The following is a 20,521-nucleotide window of genomic DNA, read 5'->3' as shown; positions in this document are numbered from 1 at the left end:
TTTATTTTTTCTGAGTCTTGCCGGTTGCGTTGCCTTTGGCAACCGGTTTCCGCGCGGGCTTGGCGGTCGATTTCGTCCCGCTTTTGGCCGCAGGCTTGGGCGCCGCCTTCGCCTTGGGCGCCGCTTTCGGCTTTGCCGTAGCGGCTTTCGGCTTCGCGGGAGGCTTTTCGGGCTTAGGCTCGGCCGCCATCAGGTCGGCGAAACTTTCGTCGATACAGGTCCGGAAAAAGGCGATGTCGGGCATCACCGCACGCTCCGAAATCAGCGAAAAGGCGATGCGGCCGTTGTAGCTGGGGGTGGCGACGAACAGCCCCATATTGTTCGCCAGCGGCGCCATGCCATGCTGCGCGACCAGTTGCGCGCCGGCAAGATAGAGCGGCACCTGCGCGCCGGGGACGTTGGAGATGAAGAGGTTGGTGCCGCGCACCGCGAAGCGTTCGCTGGTGATCAGCCGCGCGACGGCCGCCATCGTCGCGCCCGGGATATGCTGCGACAGGTCGGTCATTATGCGCGCGCTGACCCCCGCCTTCGCCTCCTTGGCCTGGACCGTATAGTCGCGGATCGCCGCGAGCCGGTCGAGCGGATCGGCGATGTCGGTGCGCACCGGCACGCTCATCGCCGACACCTGGTTGCCCGGGGTGCTCGCCCCCTTGCCACCTGGGCCCGCGCCCTTTTCCTTGCCGCGCAGATTGATCGGCGCGACCGCGACCAGGCTCTCCTTCGGCAATTCCTTGTGCTTCACCAGATATTTGCGCAGCGCGCCGCCGACGGTGGTCAGCACGACATCGTTGACCGTCGCGCCCGGCACCTTCTTGCGCACCACCGCCACGTCGGCGAGCGCGACCGAAGTGCCGTCGAACATCTTGTGCGGACCGACTGGAACATTGAAGCGCGTTTCGGGGATGCCGGCGGTCATCCCGCCCTCGGCCATCGACTTGCGCGCCGCCGAGACGATCGCGGGCGAGACCTTGAGCAGCGCGTTGACGAATTTCACCGGCGACTGCATCGACGCCGACCAGGCGCGGGTCAGCGTTTCGGCGCTCGACGGCGGGCGGCCCAGATCTTCGGACGGCGGCGGTTCGGCGATCGCGGGCGTCCCCTTTGCGTCGATGTCGCTCATCGCGATGAAGGCGTGCGCGCCCGACGCGCCGTCGACCGCAGCATGATGGACGCGGTGGAGCATCGCGAAACTGCCCTTTGGAATCCCCTCGATCCGGTCGAGTCCCTCGATGACATAAATGTCCCAGAGCGGCCGGTTCATATCCATCGGCTTCGAGAAATAGCGCGCGACCGCGATGCAGAATTGTCGCCAGTCGCCGGGTTCGGGCAGCCGCGCATGGCTCATATGCGCCTCGATGTCGAAATGCTCGTCCTCGACCCAATAAGGATGATCCATGTCGAACGGCAGCCGGTGGAGGCGGCGCTTGAACAGGGGCGAGGTTTCGACCCGGGATTCGACGTGGCGGATGATATCCTTGAACCGGACGAAACCGCCGGGCGCGGTCGAGGGGTCGTAGATATAGACCCCCATGATGTGGGTCAGATTGTTCGCGGTCTGGGTGTAGAGGAATTGGGCGTCCTGCGCGCTGAGCTGTTTAAGCATGTCCGTCTCCCGATGGCGGCAATCTGTCCGCGAGCGCCAGTGTCGACAGGCGCATCGATTCCATGACGTTGGCGAGGCCGCGCAGTTCCATCAGCAAGGCGCGACGCGCGGCGAGAATGTCGGGGGTCGCGGGTTCGGCGAGCCCCATATGGCGCATCAGCGACAGGCCGTTGGCGAACAGGAATTTGCCGATCGCCGCCTCGCTGCTGATCCGGCGGAGCAGATAGGCCTGCTTGCCTTCGGCGAGGGCGGCATCGAGCAACCTCTTCTCATCGACCGCCTCGCCCGGCCGCGCCCGCGACAACAGGTCGGCGACGACCGAATAGGCCTCGGCAAAGGACAGCAATATCGCGTGGCCGACAACCGGCTGGCAGCGGCGGATGAGCTGCGCGACGCCGCGGTCGCCGCTCGCCAGCCGCTTCGCCCAGGCGGGATCGATGCGCGTCAGCTCGGCCTCGAGCGCGGCACGATGCTCGTCGCGCGGCGGATAGAAGAATTCGAACTTGAACAGGTCGCGCAGACGATCGGTCGCGGCCCAGAAGGCGGCGGTCGCATCGCCGCTGTCGGCGTCGCGCAGCTGGAACAGCGCGATCTCGATCATCGCGCGGTCGAGGAAATGATGGACGATGATGTTGCGATAATAGCTCGCCATCGGATGATGCGCGGGCTCGATCGAATAGACATTCTCGCTGCCCGCTTCGTAGCGCGTCAGCAACCCGCTCTCGACCAACGTGTCGACGGTCGCCGACAGCGCGGCGTCGTCGCCGCTTTCGAGTTCGCGGCTGAGCCGGATACCGCGCGCCCGCGCCCAGTCCTTCAGCGCGGAGATCGTCACGAGCAGCTCGGCGGCGGTGGCGCCGCGCGGCGCGGTGCCGAGCAGAATCAGGCACATCACCGAGGTGACGGTGAGCGGGGTGACGCGATTGGCCTCGACCGCGACCGCGAAGGCGATGCGTTCGAGCGCGCGCTTGTCGTCGGCGCCGGGGGCCGCGGCGATCACCACCGGGTTGCCGATGTCGAGCCGGATGCGCCCCGACGGTTCCTTGAGGCTCTTCATATAGCCGAGGAACCACGACAGGCTTTCGGGCTTCTTGTTCCGGCCGGTCTGTTCGGCGGCATATTCCTCGACGTCGCGGATCAGGTCGAAGCTGGTGACGAAGGGCACAAAATGCACGTCGCGGGTGCCCGTCGCATGCGCGGCGTCGAGGACATATTTCATCAGGCCATATTTGGGCGGCATCAGCTTGCCGAGGCGCGAGCGCGTGCCCTCAAACGCCCAGCTCAGCGGGAAACGCTTGGCAAGCAGCCAGGCGATATAATGGCGCAGCACCAGCTTGTAGACCGGCTGGTCCTGAAAGCTGCGGCGGATGAAGATCATGCCCGAGCGGCGGAAGAAATTGCCCATCACCGCGAAGTCGAGATTGGCGCCGCCGAAGCTGTGGAGCATCGGCATGTCATTTTCATAGGTCAGGCGGCTGGGCGTCGCGCCGTCGATATAGGTTTTGTGGGTGAACAGGATCGCGGTCGGATATTCGCGCAGAACCGACCGCAGCTTCGCCAGTTCCGCCGCATCGACCTCCATCTCGGGCGCATAGCCGCCGAACATCATGCGATCGAGCCGCGCGCGCAGGTCGAGGAACAGCGCCGACGGCCGCGCGATCACCTCCTTCATCAGCGGCCGCGCTTCGCGGAAGAGGTCGGCCACCGGCCTGCCCGTCCGTTCGGACAGATCGGCGAGCGCGGCGCGGAATTTGGGACTGGTGCGCAGGCCGTCGGCGACGAAGCGCGGCACCTTGTAGCGGCTGCCGCGGATGCCGCGCTCGGCGACGTCGAGCGCCAGCCCCGCCTGCCGCGCGACGAAGCCTGCAAATTCGGGGCCGTCGGGGCCGGCGTCGTCGCCGCCGCCGGTCTGGGCGCGATAGCGCGTCCGCAGCGCGTCGAGCGTCGCCGCTTCGCCGACCAATATCTGTGCGCGGCGGCGGTCGCGGAGCAGGATCAGCCGCGACCGGATCGGCCCGGGATGGCGCGGGTCGCCGAAGATCAGGTGGCGGATCTTGAGCGCGCGGTCGCGGTCGAAGCCGGGAATGCGCCAGGCGATGCGCAGCGGCACCACCTGCCGCGACGGCAGGCCGCCGAGCCGGCTTTGCAGCATGTCGAGCGGCAGCGCATCGTCGCCATCCTCGATCGCGAGGCTCGTCCATTGCGGTTCGGCGTCCCCCGCCGTGGCATGGACCCAGTCGAGCAACAGGCGCCGCTCGACGCCGTTGCGCGCGTCGATGATATAGAGCCGGTCGGCCGCGTCCTCCGTCACGATCGGGGTGCGGGGCGTTCCGTCGGCCACCGCTTAGGCAGTCCTTCCCTTGCGCGCCGCGGGTTTCTTGGCCGCCGGCTTTTTCTTCGCGGTCGGCTTTTTGGCCGTCGCTTCTTTCGGCGCGGCTTTTTTGGGGTCGACCTTCTCGGGCTTGGCTTCGGGCGGCGGCTCTTTCGCCACCGATTCCGCCGCCGTCTCCTCGGCCTGGCCCAGCGTGCGCAGGAACATGTTGCGCACGTCGCGGACGTGATCGCCCATCGTCCGCGCGCTCCACTTCGCCGTATCGACCGGCGGCAGCACGGTGACGCGCACCGTCGCGGGGCGCATCACGAACTCGTTCTTGGGCGCGACGTCGGTGGCGTTGTGGATCACGATCGGGACGATCGGCACCCCGGCCTGCATCGCGAGGTGGAAGGCGCCCTTCTTGAAGGGTTCGAGCTTGGGGGTCAGGCTGCGCGTGCCCTCGGGCGAGATGCAGATCGACTTGCCCTCGACCTTGATCGCGTCGACCAGCGGCTCCATCGCCTTGATCGCGCTCTTGCCGTCGGCGCGGTCGACGAAGACGGTGCCGCCCCATTCCATCAGCTTGCCGAGGATGGGGATGCTCTTGATCTCCTTCTTGCCCACCCCGCCCATGTCGCGGCGGATGAGCTTGGCGAGGATCATCACGTCCGCCTTGCTCTGGTGGTTGAAGATGAAGACGCAGGGGCGCGAGGACCAGAGGTTTTTCTCGCCCTCGACCTCCAGCTCGACGCCGGTGATCGCAGTCGCGAAATCGCCGAACAGCCCGATCGAGAAATTCGCCGCCTCGCGCTGCGAGCGGGTCAGCGCCCAGATCGGCAGGCCGGCGGCGAAGGCGCCGACGAGCGAACCGGTGGCATAGATGGTGCGCGTATAATCGACCCATGACGGCGTGCCGCGACTGCCGAAGCGCTGCACCGGCCAGCCCTTTTCCTCGGCGATAGCTTTCAGCTTGAGATTGGGGTTGAGCGGGCGCGGCTTGCCGACGCGTTCGAGCAGTTCGATATCGTCGTCGCTGTCCGAATAGAAAAAGCTCTGACCCAGATCGAGGCCATATTCGGCCGCCAGTTCCTCGGCCGCGAGCACCTTGCCCTCGCCGAAGCACAAGGGGCGAATGATGTCGCCGGTGAAGACGCCGTCCTCGACCTCATAAGCCGAGCATTTGATGTCGCTGATGCCAAGGTCGCGCGCGGTCGGTTCGATCTGGTAGATCGTCGCCGACGAGATGATCGCGACGCGGTGGCCCTTCGCCTGATGCGCCTCGATGATCGCGCGCGCCTCGGGATAGATTTTGCGCGCGATATGCTTCTTGTACAGCTCCTCGCCGAACGCGATGAAGCTCTCTTCCTCGACGCCCTTCATAAATTTCGCGGCGCCCGACATCAGCCCCGAAAAGCCGATCGCGCCCAGGCTGTGCTGCGCGATGATCTGCGCGGTCTCGGCGATTTCCTCGACCGACATTTCGCGGCGCTGGAATTTCTCGCGCAGCATCGCGGTCGCCGAATAGCCCGAGATGATCGTCCCGTCGAAATCGAACAATGCGGCGATATGCGGTCCGGGTTCGGACGCCAATACTTCTTCCAGATGCGGCTGCGGTCTCGGCACGCCTCTCTCCCCACCAACGGCTATATAGCCATTTTACCAAGGCACAGTGGCAGGTAAGATGGGGTTAATCAATGGCGTGAAAGCGCCGATGCCTCGCGCGCAAGCGTCTCGATCCGGGCCGGATCGAGCGGCCCCGACGGGACGACCCAACTGCCCCCGACGCAGAGCACCGCATCGAGCGCGAGCCAGTCGGGCGCGGTCGTCAGCGTGATGCCGCCGGTCGGGCAGAAGCGCGCCTGACCCAAGGGCGCCGCGAGCGCTTTCAGCGCCGGGATGCCGCCGCTGGTCGCCGCCGGGAAGAATTTGAAGCGGTCGAGGCCGAGGTCCATGCCGCGCATGATGTCACCGGCGTTGGCGGTGCCGGGGAGGAAGGGAATGCCGCTGGCCACCGCCGCCTGGCCGAGATTGTCGGTGAGGCCGGGCGAGACGATGAATTCGGCGCCCGCGTGGATCGCGGCGCTGAGCATCGCGGGGTTGAGCACCGTGCCCGCGCCGACGATCGCGCCCTTGACCGATTTCATCGCGGTCAGCGCATCGAGCGCGGCGGGGGTGCGCAGCGTGACTTCGAGCACCGGCAATCCGCCCGCGACGAGCGCCTCCGCCATCGGCACGGCGTCCTCGACCCGGTCGATGACGATCACCGGGATGACGGGCGCGAGGCGCATGATCTGGTCGATGGACTGGCTCAAATGACGGACTCCATGGCAGCGAGAACGGCCGACCCGCCCTTTTCGGCTTCGTCGGCGTGGAAACGGAACAGCGCGAAGAGTTCGCGCCCGACGCCCACGGCGGGCGGCGGCGGGGCGGCGGGACTGCGCGCGGCCCAGATGGCGGGGTCGACCAGCGCCAGCACCTCGCCCTTGCGCGCGCAGACGCGGACGACATCGCCGTCGGCAAGAAAGGCGAGCGGGCCGCTGACCCCGTCGATGCCGGGCAGCGCCTCGGGCGAGAGGTGTATCACCGCCGGCACCTTGCCGCTCGCCCCCGACATGCGCCCGTCGGTGAGCAAGGCGACACGAAAGCCGCGGTCCTGCAGCACGCCGAGCGCCGGGGTCAGCTTGTGGAGTTCGGGCATGCCGTTGGCGCGCGGCCCCTGGAAACGCACGACGACGATCACATCGCGTTCGAGCTCACCCGCCTTGAACGCCGCCAGCACCGCATCCTGCGTGTCGAAGATCCGGCACGGCGCCTCGATCGTCCAGCGATCCTCGGCGACCGCACTGGTCTTGATGATCGCGCGGCCGAGATTGCCCGCGAGCAGGCGCATCCCGCCGTCGGGCGAGAAAGGAATCGCGACGGGGCGGAGCATGCTGTCGTCTCGGCTTGTCGCGGGCGCAGCCCGCCAGACAAGCTTATCGTCGGCGAGTATGGGTTCGGCCGCATAGTCGGCCATCGTCCCGCCGACGGTCAGCACATCGCCGTGCAGCAATCCCGCATCGAGCAGTTCGCGCACGACATAGCCGATGCCGCCCGCCGCGTGGAAATTGTTCACGTCGCCCGCGCCGTTCGGATAGACGCGCGCCAGCAACGGCACCGCGTGGCTCAGCTCGTCGAAATCCTGCCAGTCGATGATGATCCCCGCCGCGCGCGCGATCGCGGGCAGGTGGATCGCATGGTTGGTCGAGCCGCCGGTCGCGAGCAGCCCGATGGCGGCGTTGACGATCGCCTTTTCGTCGATGCAGCGCGCCAGCGGGCGATAGTCGTCGCCGTCCCAGCCGATCTGCGCGACGCGGTGGGTCGCCGCGCGCGTCAGCTCCTGCCGCAGCTTCGTGCCGGGATGGGTGAAGGCGCTGCCGGGGATATGCAGCCCCATCAGTTCCATCATCATCTGGTTCGAGTTGGCGGTGCCGTAAAAGGTGCAGGTGCCCGCGCCGTGATAGCTCGCCGCCTCGGCTTCGAGCAGTTCGTCGCGGCTCGCCTTGCCCTCGGCATAGAGCTGGCGGACGCGCTGCTTTTCCTTGTTCGCGAGCCCCGACGGCATCGGTCCGGCGGGGATCAAAATCTGCGGCAGATGGCCGAAACGCAGCGCGCCGATCAACAGCCCGGGCACGATCTTGTCGCAGATACCGAGCAGCAGCGCGCCCTCGAACATCGCGTGACTGAGCGCGATCGCTGTGCCCTGCGCGATATTGTCGCGGCTGAACAAGGACAGGTCCATGCCCGCCTGCCCCTGCGTCACCCCGTCGCACATCGCGGGCACGCCGCCGGCGACCTGCGCCGTCGCACCGGCTTCGCGCGCGAAGATTTTGATCTGTTCGGGATAGCGGCCATAGGGTTGATGCGCCGAGAGCATGTCGTTGTAGCTGGTGACGATGCCGATGTTCATCTCAGCGCCCGACCGGATCGCGGGCTTGTCTTCGCCTGAGGCGGCGAAGCCGTGCGCGAGGTTGCCGCACGACAGGTTACCGCGATTGGTTCCCGCCTCGCGCTGGCGGTCCATCAGGTCGAGGTAGGCGGCGCGGCGCGGGGCGCTGCGCGCGATGATGCGCTCGGTGACGGCGGCGATGGTGGGGTGAAGGTCAGTCATGCCAGCTCGCCCCGTCACGCTCGATCAGCGCGATTGCCGAACTCGGGCCCCAGCTACCGGCGGTGTAGCTCTGCGGCGCGAGGTCGACTGCGGCCCAGGCGTCGCGGATCGAATCGATCCATTGCCATTGCGCCTCGACCTCGTCGCGGCGCACGAACAGCGTCTGGTCGCCCTCGATGAAGTCGAGCAGCAGCCGTTCATAGGCGATCCGCCGTCGCTCGCCGGCAAAGCTGTGCGAGAGCGAGACGTCCATCGTCACCTCTTTCAGCTTCACCCCGTCGCGGTCGAGGCCGGGCTGCTTGGCCATCACCTTGACTCGGATATTCTCCTCGGGCTGAAGGTTGATGATCATGCTGTTGGCGTCGAGCTTGGGGGCGCCGACGCGCGCGAAGATATTGTGCGGCACCGGTTTGAACTGGATCAGCACCTCGGACTTGCGCTGCGGCATGCGTTTGCCGGTGCGCAGGTAAAAGGGCACGCCCTTCCACCGCCAATTGTCGATGAAGGCCTTGATCGCGACGAAAGTCTCGGTGTTCGACGGCCGGCCGAGTTCGTCGGCATAGCCGGTCACCGCCGCACCGCCGACGGCGCCGCTGGTATATTGCCCCTTGACGCTGTGCGTCTTCGCATCCTCGGGCTTCATCTTGCGAAGGCTGCGGAGCAATTTGACCTTCTCGTCGCGCACTGCTGTCGAGGTGACGCTGGCCGGCGGCTCCATCGCGATGATCGCGAGCAGTTGCAGCATATGGTTCTGGACCATGTCCTTCAATGCGCCGACGCCGTCATAATAGGAGACACGGCCTTCGAGCCCGACGGTCTCGGCGACGGTGATCTGGACATGGTCGATCGCCTGCGCGTTCCACAGCGGCTCGAAGAGCATGTTGGCGAAGCGCAAAGCGAGCAGGTTCTGGACCGTTTCCTTGCCGAGATAATGGTCGATGCGGAACACATGGTCTTCGGCAAAGGCGTCGCCGACCTCGGCATTCACCGCATGCGACGAGGCGAGGTCGTGGCCGATCGGTTTTTCCATCGCGATGCGGCATTCGGTGCAGGCGATGCCCGCGCTTTTCAGTCCCTGCGCGATCGGCCCGAACATCGACGGCGGGGTCGAGAGATAGGCCCCGATCGGGCGGCCGAGCCGGTCGCCGAGCTGCGCCGCGAGCGCGTCGTAACCGGTGCCCGCGCCCGCATCGACCGGGCAATAATCGATCCGGTCGAGAAAGGCGGCAATCCCCGCATCATCGAGCCGGTCGGCGGGCAGATGTTCGCCGAGCGCCGTGCGGACCATCGCATGGCACGCCGCCCGGTCCATTTGCGAGCGACCCGATGCGACGATCGTCAGCCCATCGGCGAGCAGCCCGTCGAGGTGGAGATTGTAGAGCGAGGGAAAAAGCATGCGCTGGGCAAGGTCGCCGGTTGCCCCGAACAGGATCAATGTCTCGACTTTGACGCTCACAACCATCCCCTTGGATATCCGTCGGCAGAAATGGCCGACCGCCCGCGCGAATGCAACGCGCATACGTAGGCCGCATACGAAGGCGCCGGCGATGTCGCCCCTTGGCAAATCCGGCGACGCTGCCATAGGGAAACGCCATGCCCGACAATGCCCTACCCTATGACGTCATCATCATCGGCGGCGGCGTGAACGGCGCTGGCGTTGCGCGCGACGCCGCGGGACGCGGGGCGCGGGTGCTGCTGATCGAACAGGGCGACCTGGCGCAGGGGACGTCGTCGGCCTCGACCAAATTGATCCACGGCGGCCTGCGCTACCTCGAACATTATGAATTCGGCCTGGTGCGCGAGGCGCTGAAAGAACGCGAGATCTTGTGGGGCATCGCGCCGCACATCATCTGGCCGCTGCGCTTCGTGCTGCCACACCGCCCGGGACTACGCCCGCGCTGGCTGCTGCGGCTCGGGCTGTTCCTGTACGACCATATCGGCGGGCGCAAGAAACTGCCCGCGACACGCTCGATCGATCTGCGCAAACATGCCGCGGGCGCGCCGCTGCAGGGCCAATATGTCCATGGCTTCGAATATTCGGACGGCTGGGTCGACGACGCCCGCCTCGTCGCGCTCAACGTCCGCGATGCGGTGAACCGGGGAGCCAAGGTGCGGACCCGGACGCGCGCCGAGCAATTGCGCTGCGAAAACGGCCTGTGGGTCGTCGAGGCGAGCAGCGAGAATGGGCACAGCTATCGCTTCACGGGGCGCAGCGTCGTCAACGCGGCGGGGCCGGCGGTGCTCGACCTCTTGAAGCGCGCCGACGCCGAACCCGACCACAAGATGCGGCTGGTGCGCGGATCGCATATCGTCGTGCGGCGGCTGTTCGCGCATGATTATGCCTATTTCTTCCAGCTGCCCGACGGGCGCATCTTTTTCGCCATTCCCTATGAACGCGACTTCACGCTGATCGGCACCACCGACCTCGACCATGACGGCCCGCTCGGCGCGGTGAAGGCGAGCGATGAAGAGATCGCCTATCTTTGCGAAGGCGCGAGCCTCTATTTCCGCGAGACCGTAACCCCCGCCGATGTCGTGTGGACCTATTCGGGGGTGCGCCCGCTGATCGAGGATGGGTCGGGACGACCCGAGGCGGCGACGCGCGGCTATCGCATCGACGTCGATATGGCGGAAGGCGCGCCGCTGCTGACCATCTATGGCGGCAAGATCACCAGCTATCGCCACGTCGCCGAACATGCGGTCGACGAACTGTCCGACCATCTCGAGGCGGTGTCGGTGCGGCGCTGGACCGCGACCGAACCGCTGCCCGGCGGCGATTTTCCGACCGATGGCGCCGCGACGCTCAAGGCCGACGTCAAGCTCGCCCATCCCTTCCTGCCCGCCGCGACGGTCGACCGCATCGTCAAGGCCTATGGCACCGACGCCCGGACCTGGCTCGGCACCGCGCAGGATTGGGACGCGCTCGGCGGCGAGATCGCGCATGGCCTGTCCGCCGCCGAGGTCGACTGGATGATGACGCGCGAATGGGCGCAGACCAGCGACGATATCCTCTGGCGCCGCAGCAAGCTGGGGCTGCATTTCAGCGCCGACGAGGTGGCGAAGCTCACCGCCTGGCTGGACACGAAGCGGCCGGCCGCGCCCGCCGCCTAATCGGGTTTGCGATCCCGCTTCGCCGGCTTGCGCGAAGCCTGCTCGCGCAGCCGGTTCTCGCGCGTCGCCAGCTCCTCGAAGCGGCAGAGCGGAATCGGTGCGGGCGGCTTTTTATCTTCGGCCATATCCAACCTCGTCACCCCGGGCTCGACCCGGGGTTCCGCTGATCCTGGTCGAAAGCGGGGCCCCGGATCAAGTCCGGCATGACGAAAATTGGAGGTCAGGCCGCCTCGGCTTCCACATCCACCGGCAACCGGATCATGTAATCGAACGCCGAAAGCGCCGCCTTCGAGCCTTCGCCCATCGCGATGACGATCTGCTTGTACGGCACCGTGGTGCAGTCGCCGGCCGCGAAGACGCCCTTCTGGCTCGTCTCGCCGCGATGATCGACCTCGATCTCGCCGTGGCGCGACAGGGTGACGCTGTCCTTCAGCCATTCGGTGTTGGGGACGAGGCCGATCTGGACGAAAATACCTTCGAGTTCGACCTGGTGCGGTTCGTCCTTGTTGCGGTCCTTGTACGACAGGCCCGTCACTTTCTCGCCGTCGCCGAGCACTTCGGTGGTCAGCGCCGAGGTGATGATCCGGACGTTCGGCAGGCTCGCAAGCTTGCGCTGCAACACCGCATCGGCGCGGAGCTCGCTGTCATATTCGATCAGCGTGACATGCGCGACGAGGCCCGCGAGGTCGATCGCCGCTTCGACGCCGCTGTTGCCGCCACCGATCACCGCGACGCGCTTGCCCTTGTAGAGCGGACCGTCGCAATGCGGGCAGTATGCCACGCCCTTGTTGCGATATTGGTCCTCGCCCGGCACGCCGAGCTGGCGCCAGCGCGCGCCGGTCGAGAGGATCACGGTGCGCGCCTTGAGCGACGCGCCGCTGGCGAGCTTCACCTCGTGGAGGCCGCCTTCGACCTTTGCGGGGATCAGTTTCTCGGCGCGCTGCAGGTTCATCACATCGACGTCATAGTCTTTGACGTGGCTCTCGAGCTGCGCGACGAGCTTCGGACCTTCGGTGTGCGAGACCGAGATGAAATTCTCGATCGCCATCGTGTCGAGCACCTGCCCGCCGAAGCGTTCGGCGGCGATGCCGGTGCGGATGCCCTTGCGCGCGGCGTAGATCGCCGCCGCCGCGCCGGCAGGGCCGCCGCCGACCACGAGCACGTCGAACGCGTCCTTGGCGGCGATCTTTTCGGCCGCTTTCGCCTCTGCGCCGCTGTCGAGCTTCGCGAGAAGCTGTTCGAGTTCCATGCGGCCCTGGCCGAAAGTCTCGCCGTTCAAAAAGATCGTCGGCACCGCCATGATCTTGCGCTCCTCGACCTCGGCCTGGAACAGCCCGCCGTCGATCGCGGTGTGGGTGATGCGCGGGTTGACGACCGACATCAGGTTGAGCGCCTGCACGATATCGGGGCAATTCTGGCACGACAGCGAGAAATAGGTTTCGAAGTGGAAATCGCCATCGAGCGCCGCCACTTGCTCGAGCACCTCGGGCGCGACCTTCGGCGGGTGGCCGCCGACCTGGAGCAAAGCGAGGACGAGCGACGTGAATTCATGCCCCATCGGGATGCCGGCGAAGCGGACAGCGACGTTGGCGTCGCTGGCGCGGCGGATCAGGAAGCTCGGGCGGCGCGCGTCGTCGTCGGCGCGGGTCACGCTGACCTTGTCCGAGAGCGCGGCGATGTCGCCCAGCAGGGTCGCCAGCTCGGCCGATTTGGCATCGTCGCCGAGCGACGAGATCAGTTCGATCGGTTCACGAAGATTCGTGAGCAGGCCTTGAAGCTGCTGCTTCAGATGGGCGTCGAGCATGGGGAGAGTTCCTGCGAGAGGGGGAGAGAAACCGGGGGGCGGCGATCGTGCCGCCGCCCTTCCGGCCATATGTCAGGCAGACTTAGATCTTGCCGACGAGGTCGAGCGAGGGGGCGAGCGTTTCGGCGCCTTCTTCCCACTTCGCGGGGCAGACTTCGCCCGGGTGGCTGACCCAGTACTGCAGCGCCTTGATCTTGCGGAGCAGTTCGGCGGCGTTGCGGCCCACACCCTCGGGGGTGATTTCGAGCAGCTGGATTTCGCCATTGGGGTCGAGCACGAAGGTGCCGCGGTCGGCGAGGCCGACGCCCGGACGCAGGACTTCGAAATTGTTCGAGATGCTGTGGTTCTGGTCGCCGACCATATAGTAATTGATCTTGCCGATCGCCGGCGAGGTGTCGTGCCAGGCCTTGTGGCAGAAATGCGTGTCGGTCGACACGGCATAAACCTCGACGTCCATCTTCTGGAGCGTCGGATAGATGTCGGCGAGATCTTCGAGTTCGGTCGGGCAGACGAAGGTGAAGTCGGCCGGGTAGAAGAAGAAGACCGCCCACTTGCCCTTGACGCTCTCGTCGCTGACATCGACGAACTTGCCGTCCTTGTAGGCGGTCGCGTTGAAGGGTTTGATGGTCGTGTTCAGAACGGACATGGAGAGAGCTTCCTTTGTTGTTGGAAGCTCCCCCTAGCCGCCTATGTTGCAGTGCGACAATTGATATGTTGCGGCCATGTGATCGATTTTATCGATTAGACGCGCGATCGCCGAAACGCCGCCCCGCGACCGACCAAAGCCGACAATCGCGCTCCCTTGCGGCTCCCCCGCCCGCATGGCAAGAAACCCCCATGACGGGCGGGGCGGACAATCGACTGATAAGGCTGGCTTTGCCCGGCGGCATTCGGGTGACCGCATCCGACGATCCCGCATCATCGGTGCTGACGCGCTTCTTCGCCGGATATGACCGCGCCTTCGTGCTGCCCGACGAGCGCGAGGAACTCGACGGGTTCGAGGCGTGCCTCGCGCTCAACGCCAGCCATCGCCATGCCTATGGCCGCACCCACTCCGAGCTGGTCGCCATCTTCGAGGACGAAGGCGGCACCCTGCTCGGCGGCGCCAATTTCCTCGCGACCGCGATCGATCGCGGCCCCGCCCTGCCCCCCGCGGCCGTCGCGCTCAACTATGTCTATGTCGAGGAGGCGGCGCGCGGACGCGGACTGTTGCGGCTGGCGCTGGCGGCGGTGCGGCAACTGGCCAGGATCGCGCTCGGGCTCGCCCCCGACGGGCCAACGCCGGCCATCTTCATCGAACAGAATGACCCGCTGCGTCTCACGGCGGAGGAATATGCCGCCGACACCGCGCATTCGGGCACCGACCAGGTCGACCGGCTGGCGATCTGGGCGCGCATCGGCACGCGCATCGTCGACTTTCCTTATGTGCAGCCCGCGCTGTCGGCGGGGCAGCAGCCCGACGACGGGCTGATTTACGCGGCGGTCGACTATCCGGGCGATGCGGTCGATGCGGGGCTGCTCCACGATCATCTCGAAAGCTTTTTCGGCATTTCGGTGCGCAAGGGCGAAGCCGAGGCGCCGGGCGGGGTCGCGGCGACACAGCTCGCGGCGCTCGCCGCACGCCGCGCGCCGGTGGCGCTGTTTCCGATGGAGCCCGCGATCGCCTGGCTGCGCGGCGGCCGGCCCGCCGATGGCTTCGACAGCTTTCGCACGCTGGCGATGGCGGCCGCCGGAGGGGAGGCCTGACCGATGGCGATACGCGGCGACTGGGACGATGCGCAGGGCTTTGAAAGCGCCAGGTCGGGCACGCTCTATTGGACGCTGTCGCTCTATATCGATCCCGACCGCGTCGCCGAAGCGGCGGGGCAAAAGGGCAAGCCGGTCACGCATGGCCAGTTCGGCGCCGTCCAGCGCGCCCACCTGCCCTCGGTGATGCTGCGCAACGCAATCGATCCCTTGTTCAACGACATCGCCGACCGCGAGGTGCAGGGCGAGGTGCAGGAGCATCTGATCGCCGCCGCCGATGCCCCCGCGGGCGACTACGCCGACACCCCGGAGGGCAAGCGGGCGCAGCGCAAGGCGGCCGACAAGGCGATCCGCCGCCACGAGCGACTGATCTTCAAGCTGCAAAAACCCGCGATCCAATGGACGACCGAGGGGCTCGACTATCGCGCCGCGCCGCCCGGCCTCGGCGACGGGCGCGCGGTGCGCTTTCGCCGTTTCTGGCTGGCGCACAACAATGGCGGGCTCAGCTATCATCTCAGTTTCAGTCATCATTATGCCTCGCTCGCCGCCCCCGGCGACGAGGGCGGTTATGACGCGGCGACCTATTATTTCCTGTCGTTGCTGCAAAAGCTCGCCGCGCCCAAGGAGTTCGAGCTCGACGGCCGTCACGGCGGCAGCGCGTCGGTATTCGACACGAATCTGGGCATCGCGCCGCTCGACGACCTGCTGGTCAGCGCGGGGGACAGGAAGGCGGCGAATTTCTGGCTCTTCGTGAAGCAACAGCTGCTCGATGATGGCGCCTTGCTGTTCGACCGGCTGGCGAAGGTCACCGGAACGACGCCGATGGCGGACCTGAGCGACGTCCTGATCGACAAAGTGCCCTTCATCGAGGTGCCGGGGCTGATGGTGCCCAAGTCACGCTTCATGTTCCTGATCCATGACGAGCGCTTTTTCAAACGGCTGATGCCGGTGGACAAGGACGGCAAGAGCGCGGCGCGCAAGCTGATGGTGCAGGAACCTTGTTACGAGCCCTATCAGACCGAACTCGCCCGCCGCGTCGACCGGGCGGAAAAGAGCAAGGGGCTGGTCCAGCTCGATGCGAAATTCTGGCAATGGGTCCGGCTTCGGCCCGATTACGGCCAATGGATCGATGGCCCCCATCCGAACCTGCGGCCCGTCGGCGGCGAACGGTTCGAAACGCTGGACGCGCTGGCCGAAGCGATCAGCACCAACGGCGCCGAATGGGTCGAATATCGCAAGAAGGGCGGGCGGACCGAAGTGGCGTCGGTAACGCCGCTGGACAAGATACCCGCCTTCGAAGCCAATCGGACCGACTGCATCGACTATCTGTTCCTCGCCGGGTTCAACCAGAATATCATCGATTTTATGAACCAGGATACGTCGGAGATCCTCGACAGCATCGACCCCATCTATCCCGACAGCAGCGAACAGTCCGATGAACGGTTCTTCGTCCGCTATGCCAATCACCGCGCGATGATCAGCTATGTGCCCAAAAGTCGCAGCCTCGAGACGGGCAACGACTATATCGGCACCTGCCCCTATGCCTTTCTGATCCACGCCATGTCGCTGCACAACGAGTTCCTGGCGCGCGAGCATGAGGCGAAGAGCATGGCGCGGATCGAGCGCATCGAATGGCATGTCGCCAACGGCGAGTGGCACGCCGACAAGCGCCGCCGCCGGGCGCCCGACCCGCCGAGCGCGGCGACCGAACAGCTGAACCTGCGCGAGCAGCTGACCGGCCATGATGATTTCGACAAGGCCGAAATGGCGATCAACCAGGCGAAGCTGGCCGAGTATCGGGAATATGAGCGGTTCCGCTACGCCAACCCCTTTCGCTACGATACCGAGCGCGACGTCTTCACCAAGCTGGAAGAACTGCGCGGCACCCAGCGCAAGAAGGAGGCGCTGGCGCTCGCAGTGGCGAGCCTCGAGGATCATGCCAGCGACCTGCAGCGGCGGCATCAGGCCGACGCCGACCGCGCGGCGGCGCGGCGCGAGACCCAGCTCAACATCCTGCTCGGCGGCACCGGCGTCTTCGGCGCCGGGCAAATGATCTACTGGATCGGCGACACCGCCGTCGGCGGCACCAGCGCCGGCGCGAATGCAAAGCCGGTGACGCTCGACTATCTGGGCCTGCCCGGCATCCATCTGACCGGGCCGCAGATCATGCACGCGACCGAGACGATCATGGCCTATGCGCTGATCCTGTTCGTCATCGCGCTCGTCTATATCGCGGCCGACATCGGCTGGACCTGGCTGCGGGGCACCCGGATCGGCGGCCGGATCGCGGAACGGCTCGCACGGCTCCGTCCGCCGCGACGCTGATGGCGCCAAGGCCGGTCCGGATCGAAGCGATCGGCATGGAGGCGCAGCCGCTGTGCATCCTCGACGATGTCGCGCCCGATCCCGGCGCGCCGCGCGATGCCGCTGCGGCGGCACGGGGCTTTGGCCGAACCGGTCCGATCCGCGCGAAGGGCGGCTGACGATCACGGCATTTCTGTCGATCGGCGGAGGGTGATGGCGCGCCCGGCAGGATTCGAACCTGCGACCACCCGCTTAGAAGGCGGGTGCTCTATCCAGCTGAGCTACGGGCGCGTGCACAAGGCTGTGGAGCGCGCGAATAGCGCGGTTTGCGCGGGGCGCAAAGCAAGATAAGCAAGGCACCGATGACCGAACCCGCCCCATCCGGCCTTGCGCCCGCCCGCACCAATGCCGCCGCCGTGCGGCATTTCCGCTATTACGACCTGGTGATGGCCGCCTTCGTTGCGGTGCTGCTGTTGTCGAACGTCATCGGGGCGTCGAAATTATCGACGATCGGGCCGCTGACCTTCGGCGCCGGAATCCTGTTTTTCCCAATCGGCTATGTCATCGGCGACGTGCTGACCGAAGTTTATGGTTATGCTCGGGCCCGGCGGGTGATCTGGACCGGGTTCGCGGCGCTCGTCTTCATGGCGGTGATGAGCTGGATCGTACTCGCCATGCCGCCCGCGCAGGATTGGTGGTGCAAGGGCACCGAGACGCTGGCGCTGAAAAACAATCCCGCCGCCAGCAACGGCGCGCTGTGCCAGGCGACCTATGTCAGCGCGTTCGGCAACGCCTGGCGCCTGGTGATCGCGTCGATGATCGCCTTCTGGGCCGGCGAGTTCGTCAACAGCTTCGTCCTCGCGCGGATGAAGGTCGCGACCGAAGGCAGGCATTTGTGGATGCGGACGATCGGGTCCACCGTCGTCGGCCAGGGTATCGACAGCCTGATCTTCTATCCCATCGCTTTCCTCGGCGATTGGCCGACGGAGCAGGTGGTGCTGGTGATGTTCACCAATTGGGGCATGAAGGTCTTGTGGGAAGCCGCGCTCACCCCGGTGACCTATTTGGTCGTCGGGGCGCTGAAACGCCGCGAGGGCGTCGATGTCTATGACGAAGGGACCGATTTCAGCCCGTTCAAGGCGAAGGTCTGATCGCGGCGATGAACACCGAAGCCGTCTCTGCCGTTTACCAGCAGCTCAAGATCGTCGTGATCGACGGCAGCGGGCTCGGCAAGGATGCGCTGCATATCTATGCCGGCATGGCGATCTACCTCGCCATGCGGCTGGGATTGCGGCGGCCGGTGTGGATGGCGTGGATCGCGGTGGTGATCGCGGCCCTCGCGGGCGAGTGGCTGGATATCGAGGGCGAATATCTGCGCGGCCGCCTCGCGCCCGAGCCGGGGCATTGGCACGACATCTGGAACACCGCCTTCTGGCCCAGCGTGCTGGCGCTGGTCGAACGCTGGTGGCCGCGACGCGACGCCGCGCCGACGCCGGACTTAGGCGAGAACGCCGAGCGCGGCCTCGAACAGGCGTAGCCCGTCGGTGCCGCCATGCGCGCGGTCGATCGCGCGTTCGGGGTGCGGCATCATGCCGAGCACATTGCCCGCATCGTTGAGCACGCCCGCGATGTTGCGTGCCGAGCCGTTGACGCTGTCGGCATAGCGGAACGCCACGCGCCCCTCGCCCTCGAGCCGGTCGAGCGTGCTTTCGTCGGCGAAATAATTGCCGTCGTGATGCGCGACCGGGATATCGATCGCCTCATCGGCCTTGTACGCGGCGGTGAACAAAGACTGGCTGTTCGCGACGGTCAGCGGCACGGTGCGGCAGACGAAGTTGAGCCCGGCGTTGCGCATGAGCGCGCCGGGGAGCAGCTGCGCTTCGGTCAGCACCTGGAAGCCATTGCACACGCCGAGCACGGGCACGCCGCGCCCCGCAGCATCGGTGACCGCGGCGAGGATCGGCGAGCGCGCCGCCATCGCACCCGAGCGCAGATAATCGCCATAGGAAAAGCCGCCGGGCAGCGCGATGAAGTCGATGCCGCCGGGCAGCTCCGTGTCGCGGTGCCACACCATCGCCGGCGCCTGGCCGGTGACGGTTTCGAGCGCGACCGCCATGTCGCGGTCGCAATTGGAGCCGGGAAAGACGATGACGGCGGTCTTCATGGCTCGCTATCCTTTCAGGCGCGCTGGATGCGGTAGTTTTCGATCACGGTGTTCGCGAGCAGCTTGGCGCACATCGCGTCGAGGTCGGCATCGCTGACGCTGTCGGCGACTTCGAGTTCGATGAAGCGCCCGGCGCGGACATCGTCGACACCCGCAAAACCCAGCCCTTCGAGCGCATGGTGGATCGCCTTGCCCTGCGGATCGAGCACCCCGGGTTTCAGCGTCACATAGACCTGGACTTTCATGGGGGCGGACCTTTGCTGCGGAGGGCGGGAAGATGGGCGCGCCTATGCCCGCGAATCAGTTGGCGGGCAAGGGTGGGCGCTCAAGAAAATGCCACTCTTCGGAATGCGAACCACTCGCATCTTTCCTGTTGCGAATCCCTCGCACTATCCCTATCTGGATCTTGTTGAGAAGGATTCGCACATGGTCGTCTGTGTCTGCAACGCAATAAAGGAAAGCCAGCTGCGCGATGTCGTGCGGAATGGCGAAGTGCGCTGCGCCAAGGCCGCCTATGCGCAATTGGGTCGCAAACCCAAATGCGGCCAATGCCTGCCTTTCGCTCGCAATATCATCAGCGACGTCGCCGCGACCGCCTGATTTTTCTTGGTTTTCCGCCATTTTTGACCTTGGCCTGATGGGGTCCGGGGGCGTATAATGCCGCCATCCCATTCCCAGAACAAAAAGACAGGACGACATATGAAGGGCGACGAAAAGGTCATCGACTTCCTCAACGAGGCGCTGAAGAACGAGCTGACCGCGATCAACCAGTACTGGCTGCATTATCGCATGCTCGACAATTGGGGCGTCGCGAAGCTCGCGCATTTCGAGCGCGAGGAATCGATCGACGAGATGAAGCACGCCGACAAGCTCGCCGATCGCATCCTCTTCCTCGGCGGCCTGCCCAATTTCCAGATGCTCGGGCGCCTGCGCGTCGGCGAAACGGTCGAAGAGATCCTCAAGGCCGACCTCGCGCTCGAGGAAGAAGCACTGCCGCTGCTCAAGGACGCGATCGCCCATTCGGAAAGCGTGCGCGACTATGTCAGCCGCGACCTGTTCGCCGACATCCTCGAAAGCGAGGAGCATCATGTCGACGAGCTCGAAAAGCAGTTCGAGATGATCGAGCGCATGGGCCTCGAAAATTATATCCAGCTGCAGTCGCGGTCGGTCGGCGACGATTGATCCGAAGCCGTCATCCCGGCAGAGGCCGGGTGACCAGTAAAACCAAGGTTTTCAGGGGCGCCTGCGGGCGCCTCTTTTTTCGCTTGTAATTGCGAATAGTTCTCAATAGCAAGATCGGGCAGTCCCCTCCTGCCGGCCGCTGC

At 65.9% G+C, this 20,521-nt stretch carries 20 protein-coding genes and 1 tRNA gene; 8 read left to right on the top strand and 13 right to left on the bottom strand.

Annotated features, from left to right (window positions below):
* Nucleotide 1: 1 nt before the first annotated feature.
* The 6 genes from ACREB7_RS09970 to zwf form a co-directional block, all read right to left on the bottom strand.
* Entirely contained in the window at nt 2-1,603 is a 1,602-nt protein-coding gene (locus tag ACREB7_RS09970) for a wax ester/triacylglycerol synthase family O-acyltransferase (protein ID WP_431592116.1), read from the bottom strand.
* Nucleotides 1,596-3,944, bottom strand: a complete 2,349-nt coding sequence (locus ACREB7_RS09965) for a glycerol-3-phosphate 1-O-acyltransferase (protein ID WP_431592115.1) — start codon at nt 3,942-3,944, stop codon at nt 1,596-1,598. The genes ACREB7_RS09970 and ACREB7_RS09965 overlap by 8 nt, the downstream gene beginning before the upstream one ends.
* A 3-nt stretch (nt 3,945-3,947) precedes the next feature.
* Nucleotides 3,948-5,540: an HAD-IB family hydrolase gene (locus tag ACREB7_RS09960; protein WP_431592114.1), complete on the bottom strand. Its 1,593-nt coding sequence runs from the start codon at nt 5,538-5,540 to the stop codon at nt 3,948-3,950.
* Nucleotides 5,541-5,608: 68 nt separating this feature from the next.
* Nucleotides 5,609-6,229 carry a bifunctional 4-hydroxy-2-oxoglutarate aldolase/2-dehydro-3-deoxy-phosphogluconate aldolase gene (gene eda / locus ACREB7_RS09955; RefSeq protein WP_431592113.1) on the bottom strand — a complete coding sequence of 207 codons (621 nt, stop codon included), beginning with the start codon at nt 6,227-6,229 and terminating at the stop codon, nt 5,609-5,611.
* Nucleotides 6,226-8,067 (bottom strand): phosphogluconate dehydratase, encoded by a 1,842-nt coding sequence (gene edd, locus ACREB7_RS09950; protein ID WP_431592112.1) that lies wholly within the window; start codon nt 8,065-8,067, stop codon nt 6,226-6,228. The genes eda and edd overlap by 4 nt, the downstream gene beginning before the upstream one ends.
* Entirely contained in the window at nt 8,060-9,529 is a 1,470-nt protein-coding gene (zwf, locus tag ACREB7_RS09945) for a glucose-6-phosphate dehydrogenase (protein ID WP_431592111.1), read from the bottom strand. The genes edd and zwf overlap by 8 nt, the downstream gene beginning before the upstream one ends.
* A 131-nt stretch (nt 9,530-9,660) precedes the next feature.
* On the opposite strand from zwf, the gene glpD reads away from it, so the two are divergent.
* Nucleotides 9,661-11,178 carry a glycerol-3-phosphate dehydrogenase gene (glpD, locus tag ACREB7_RS09940; RefSeq protein ID WP_431592110.1) on the top strand — a complete coding sequence of 506 codons (1,518 nt, stop codon included), beginning with the start codon at nt 9,661-9,663 and terminating at the stop codon, nt 11,176-11,178.
* Here the strand turns inward: glpD and ACREB7_RS09935 are convergent.
* The 3 genes from ACREB7_RS09935 to ahpC form a co-directional block, all read right to left on the bottom strand.
* On the bottom strand, nt 11,175-11,303 hold the full coding sequence (locus tag ACREB7_RS09935; protein WP_431592109.1) for a hypothetical protein: 129 nt from the start codon (nt 11,301-11,303) through the stop codon (nt 11,175-11,177). The genes glpD and ACREB7_RS09935 overlap by 4 nt on opposite strands.
* A 95-nt stretch (nt 11,304-11,398) precedes the next feature.
* Nucleotides 11,399-12,982, bottom strand: a complete 1,584-nt coding sequence (ahpF, locus tag ACREB7_RS09930; RefSeq protein WP_431592108.1) for an alkyl hydroperoxide reductase subunit F — start codon at nt 12,980-12,982, stop codon at nt 11,399-11,401.
* An 82-nt stretch (nt 12,983-13,064) separates the two neighbouring features.
* Nucleotides 13,065-13,628 (bottom strand): alkyl hydroperoxide reductase subunit C, encoded by a 564-nt coding sequence (gene ahpC, locus ACREB7_RS09925; protein ID WP_431592107.1) that lies wholly within the window; start codon nt 13,626-13,628, stop codon nt 13,065-13,067.
* A 191-nt stretch (nt 13,629-13,819) separates the two neighbouring features.
* Here ahpC and ACREB7_RS09920 point away from each other — a divergent pair, with 191 nt between their 5' ends.
* Genes ACREB7_RS09920 through ACREB7_RS09910 form a run of 3 tightly spaced genes read left to right on the top strand, consistent with a single transcriptional unit; the run spans nt 13,820 to nt 17,211 of the window.
* Nucleotides 13,820-14,728, top strand: coding sequence for a hypothetical protein (locus ACREB7_RS09920; protein ID WP_431592106.1), 909 nt, complete (start codon nt 13,820-13,822; stop codon nt 14,726-14,728).
* A gap of 3 nt (nt 14,729-14,731) precedes the next feature.
* On the top strand, nt 14,732-17,053 hold the full coding sequence (locus ACREB7_RS09915; protein ID WP_431592105.1) for a hypothetical protein: 2,322 nt from the start codon (nt 14,732-14,734) through the stop codon (nt 17,051-17,053).
* Entirely contained in the window at nt 17,053-17,211 is a 159-nt protein-coding gene (locus tag ACREB7_RS09910; RefSeq protein WP_431592104.1) for a hypothetical protein, read from the top strand. The genes ACREB7_RS09915 and ACREB7_RS09910 overlap by 1 nt, the downstream gene beginning before the upstream one ends.
* Nucleotides 17,212-17,246: 35 nt before the next feature.
* Here the strand turns inward: ACREB7_RS09910 and ACREB7_RS09905 are convergent.
* A tRNA-Arg gene (locus ACREB7_RS09905) sits at nt 17,247-17,323 on the bottom strand.
* A 71-nt stretch (nt 17,324-17,394) separates the two neighbouring features.
* On the opposite strand from ACREB7_RS09905, the gene ACREB7_RS09900 reads away from it, so the two are divergent.
* The gene (locus tag ACREB7_RS09900) at nt 17,395-18,183 is read left to right on the top strand and encodes a queuosine precursor transporter (protein WP_431592103.1); all 789 of its coding nucleotides are present in this window, start codon (nt 17,395-17,397) and stop codon (nt 18,181-18,183) included.
* A gap of 8 nt (nt 18,184-18,191) precedes the next feature.
* Nucleotides 18,192-18,569: a hypothetical protein gene (locus ACREB7_RS09895; RefSeq protein WP_431592102.1), complete on the top strand. Its 378-nt coding sequence runs from the start codon at nt 18,192-18,194 to the stop codon at nt 18,567-18,569.
* Here the strand turns inward: ACREB7_RS09895 and purQ are convergent.
* Together purQ and purS are read right to left on the bottom strand one after the other, a co-directional pair.
* Nucleotides 18,531-19,196, bottom strand: a complete 666-nt coding sequence (gene purQ, locus ACREB7_RS09890; protein ID WP_431592101.1) for a phosphoribosylformylglycinamidine synthase subunit PurQ — start codon at nt 19,194-19,196, stop codon at nt 18,531-18,533. The two genes, ACREB7_RS09895 and purQ, sit on opposite strands and share 39 nt — an antisense overlap.
* Before the next feature lie 14 nt (nt 19,197-19,210).
* Entirely contained in the window at nt 19,211-19,441 is a 231-nt protein-coding gene (purS, locus tag ACREB7_RS09885) for a phosphoribosylformylglycinamidine synthase subunit PurS (protein WP_056346005.1), read from the bottom strand.
* A gap of 181 nt (nt 19,442-19,622) precedes the next feature.
* Between purS and ACREB7_RS09880 the strand changes: the two genes are divergently transcribed.
* Both ACREB7_RS09880 and bfr read left to right on the top strand, forming a co-directional pair.
* Complete coding sequence (locus ACREB7_RS09880; RefSeq protein WP_056346003.1) at nt 19,623-19,796, top strand: (2Fe-2S)-binding protein; 174 nt, start codon at nt 19,623-19,625, stop codon at nt 19,794-19,796.
* A 99-nt stretch (nt 19,797-19,895) separates the two neighbouring features.
* The gene (gene bfr, locus ACREB7_RS09875) at nt 19,896-20,378 is read left to right on the top strand and encodes a bacterioferritin (RefSeq protein WP_431592100.1); all 483 of its coding nucleotides are present in this window, start codon (nt 19,896-19,898) and stop codon (nt 20,376-20,378) included.
* On the opposite strand, the gene ACREB7_RS09870 is transcribed toward bfr, so the two are convergent.
* On the bottom strand, nt 20,339-20,521 hold a 183-nt coding region (locus ACREB7_RS09870; RefSeq protein ID WP_431592099.1), incomplete at its 5' end, for a hypothetical protein. The two genes, bfr and ACREB7_RS09870, sit on opposite strands and share 40 nt — an antisense overlap.

Source organism: Sphingopyxis sp. (assembly GCF_050725615.1).
Classification (GTDB): Bacteria; Pseudomonadota; Alphaproteobacteria; order Sphingomonadales; family Sphingomonadaceae; genus Sphingopyxis.
The sequence above is the reverse complement of the archived record's forward strand: the minus strand, read 5'-3'. Positions and strand labels throughout refer to the sequence as shown.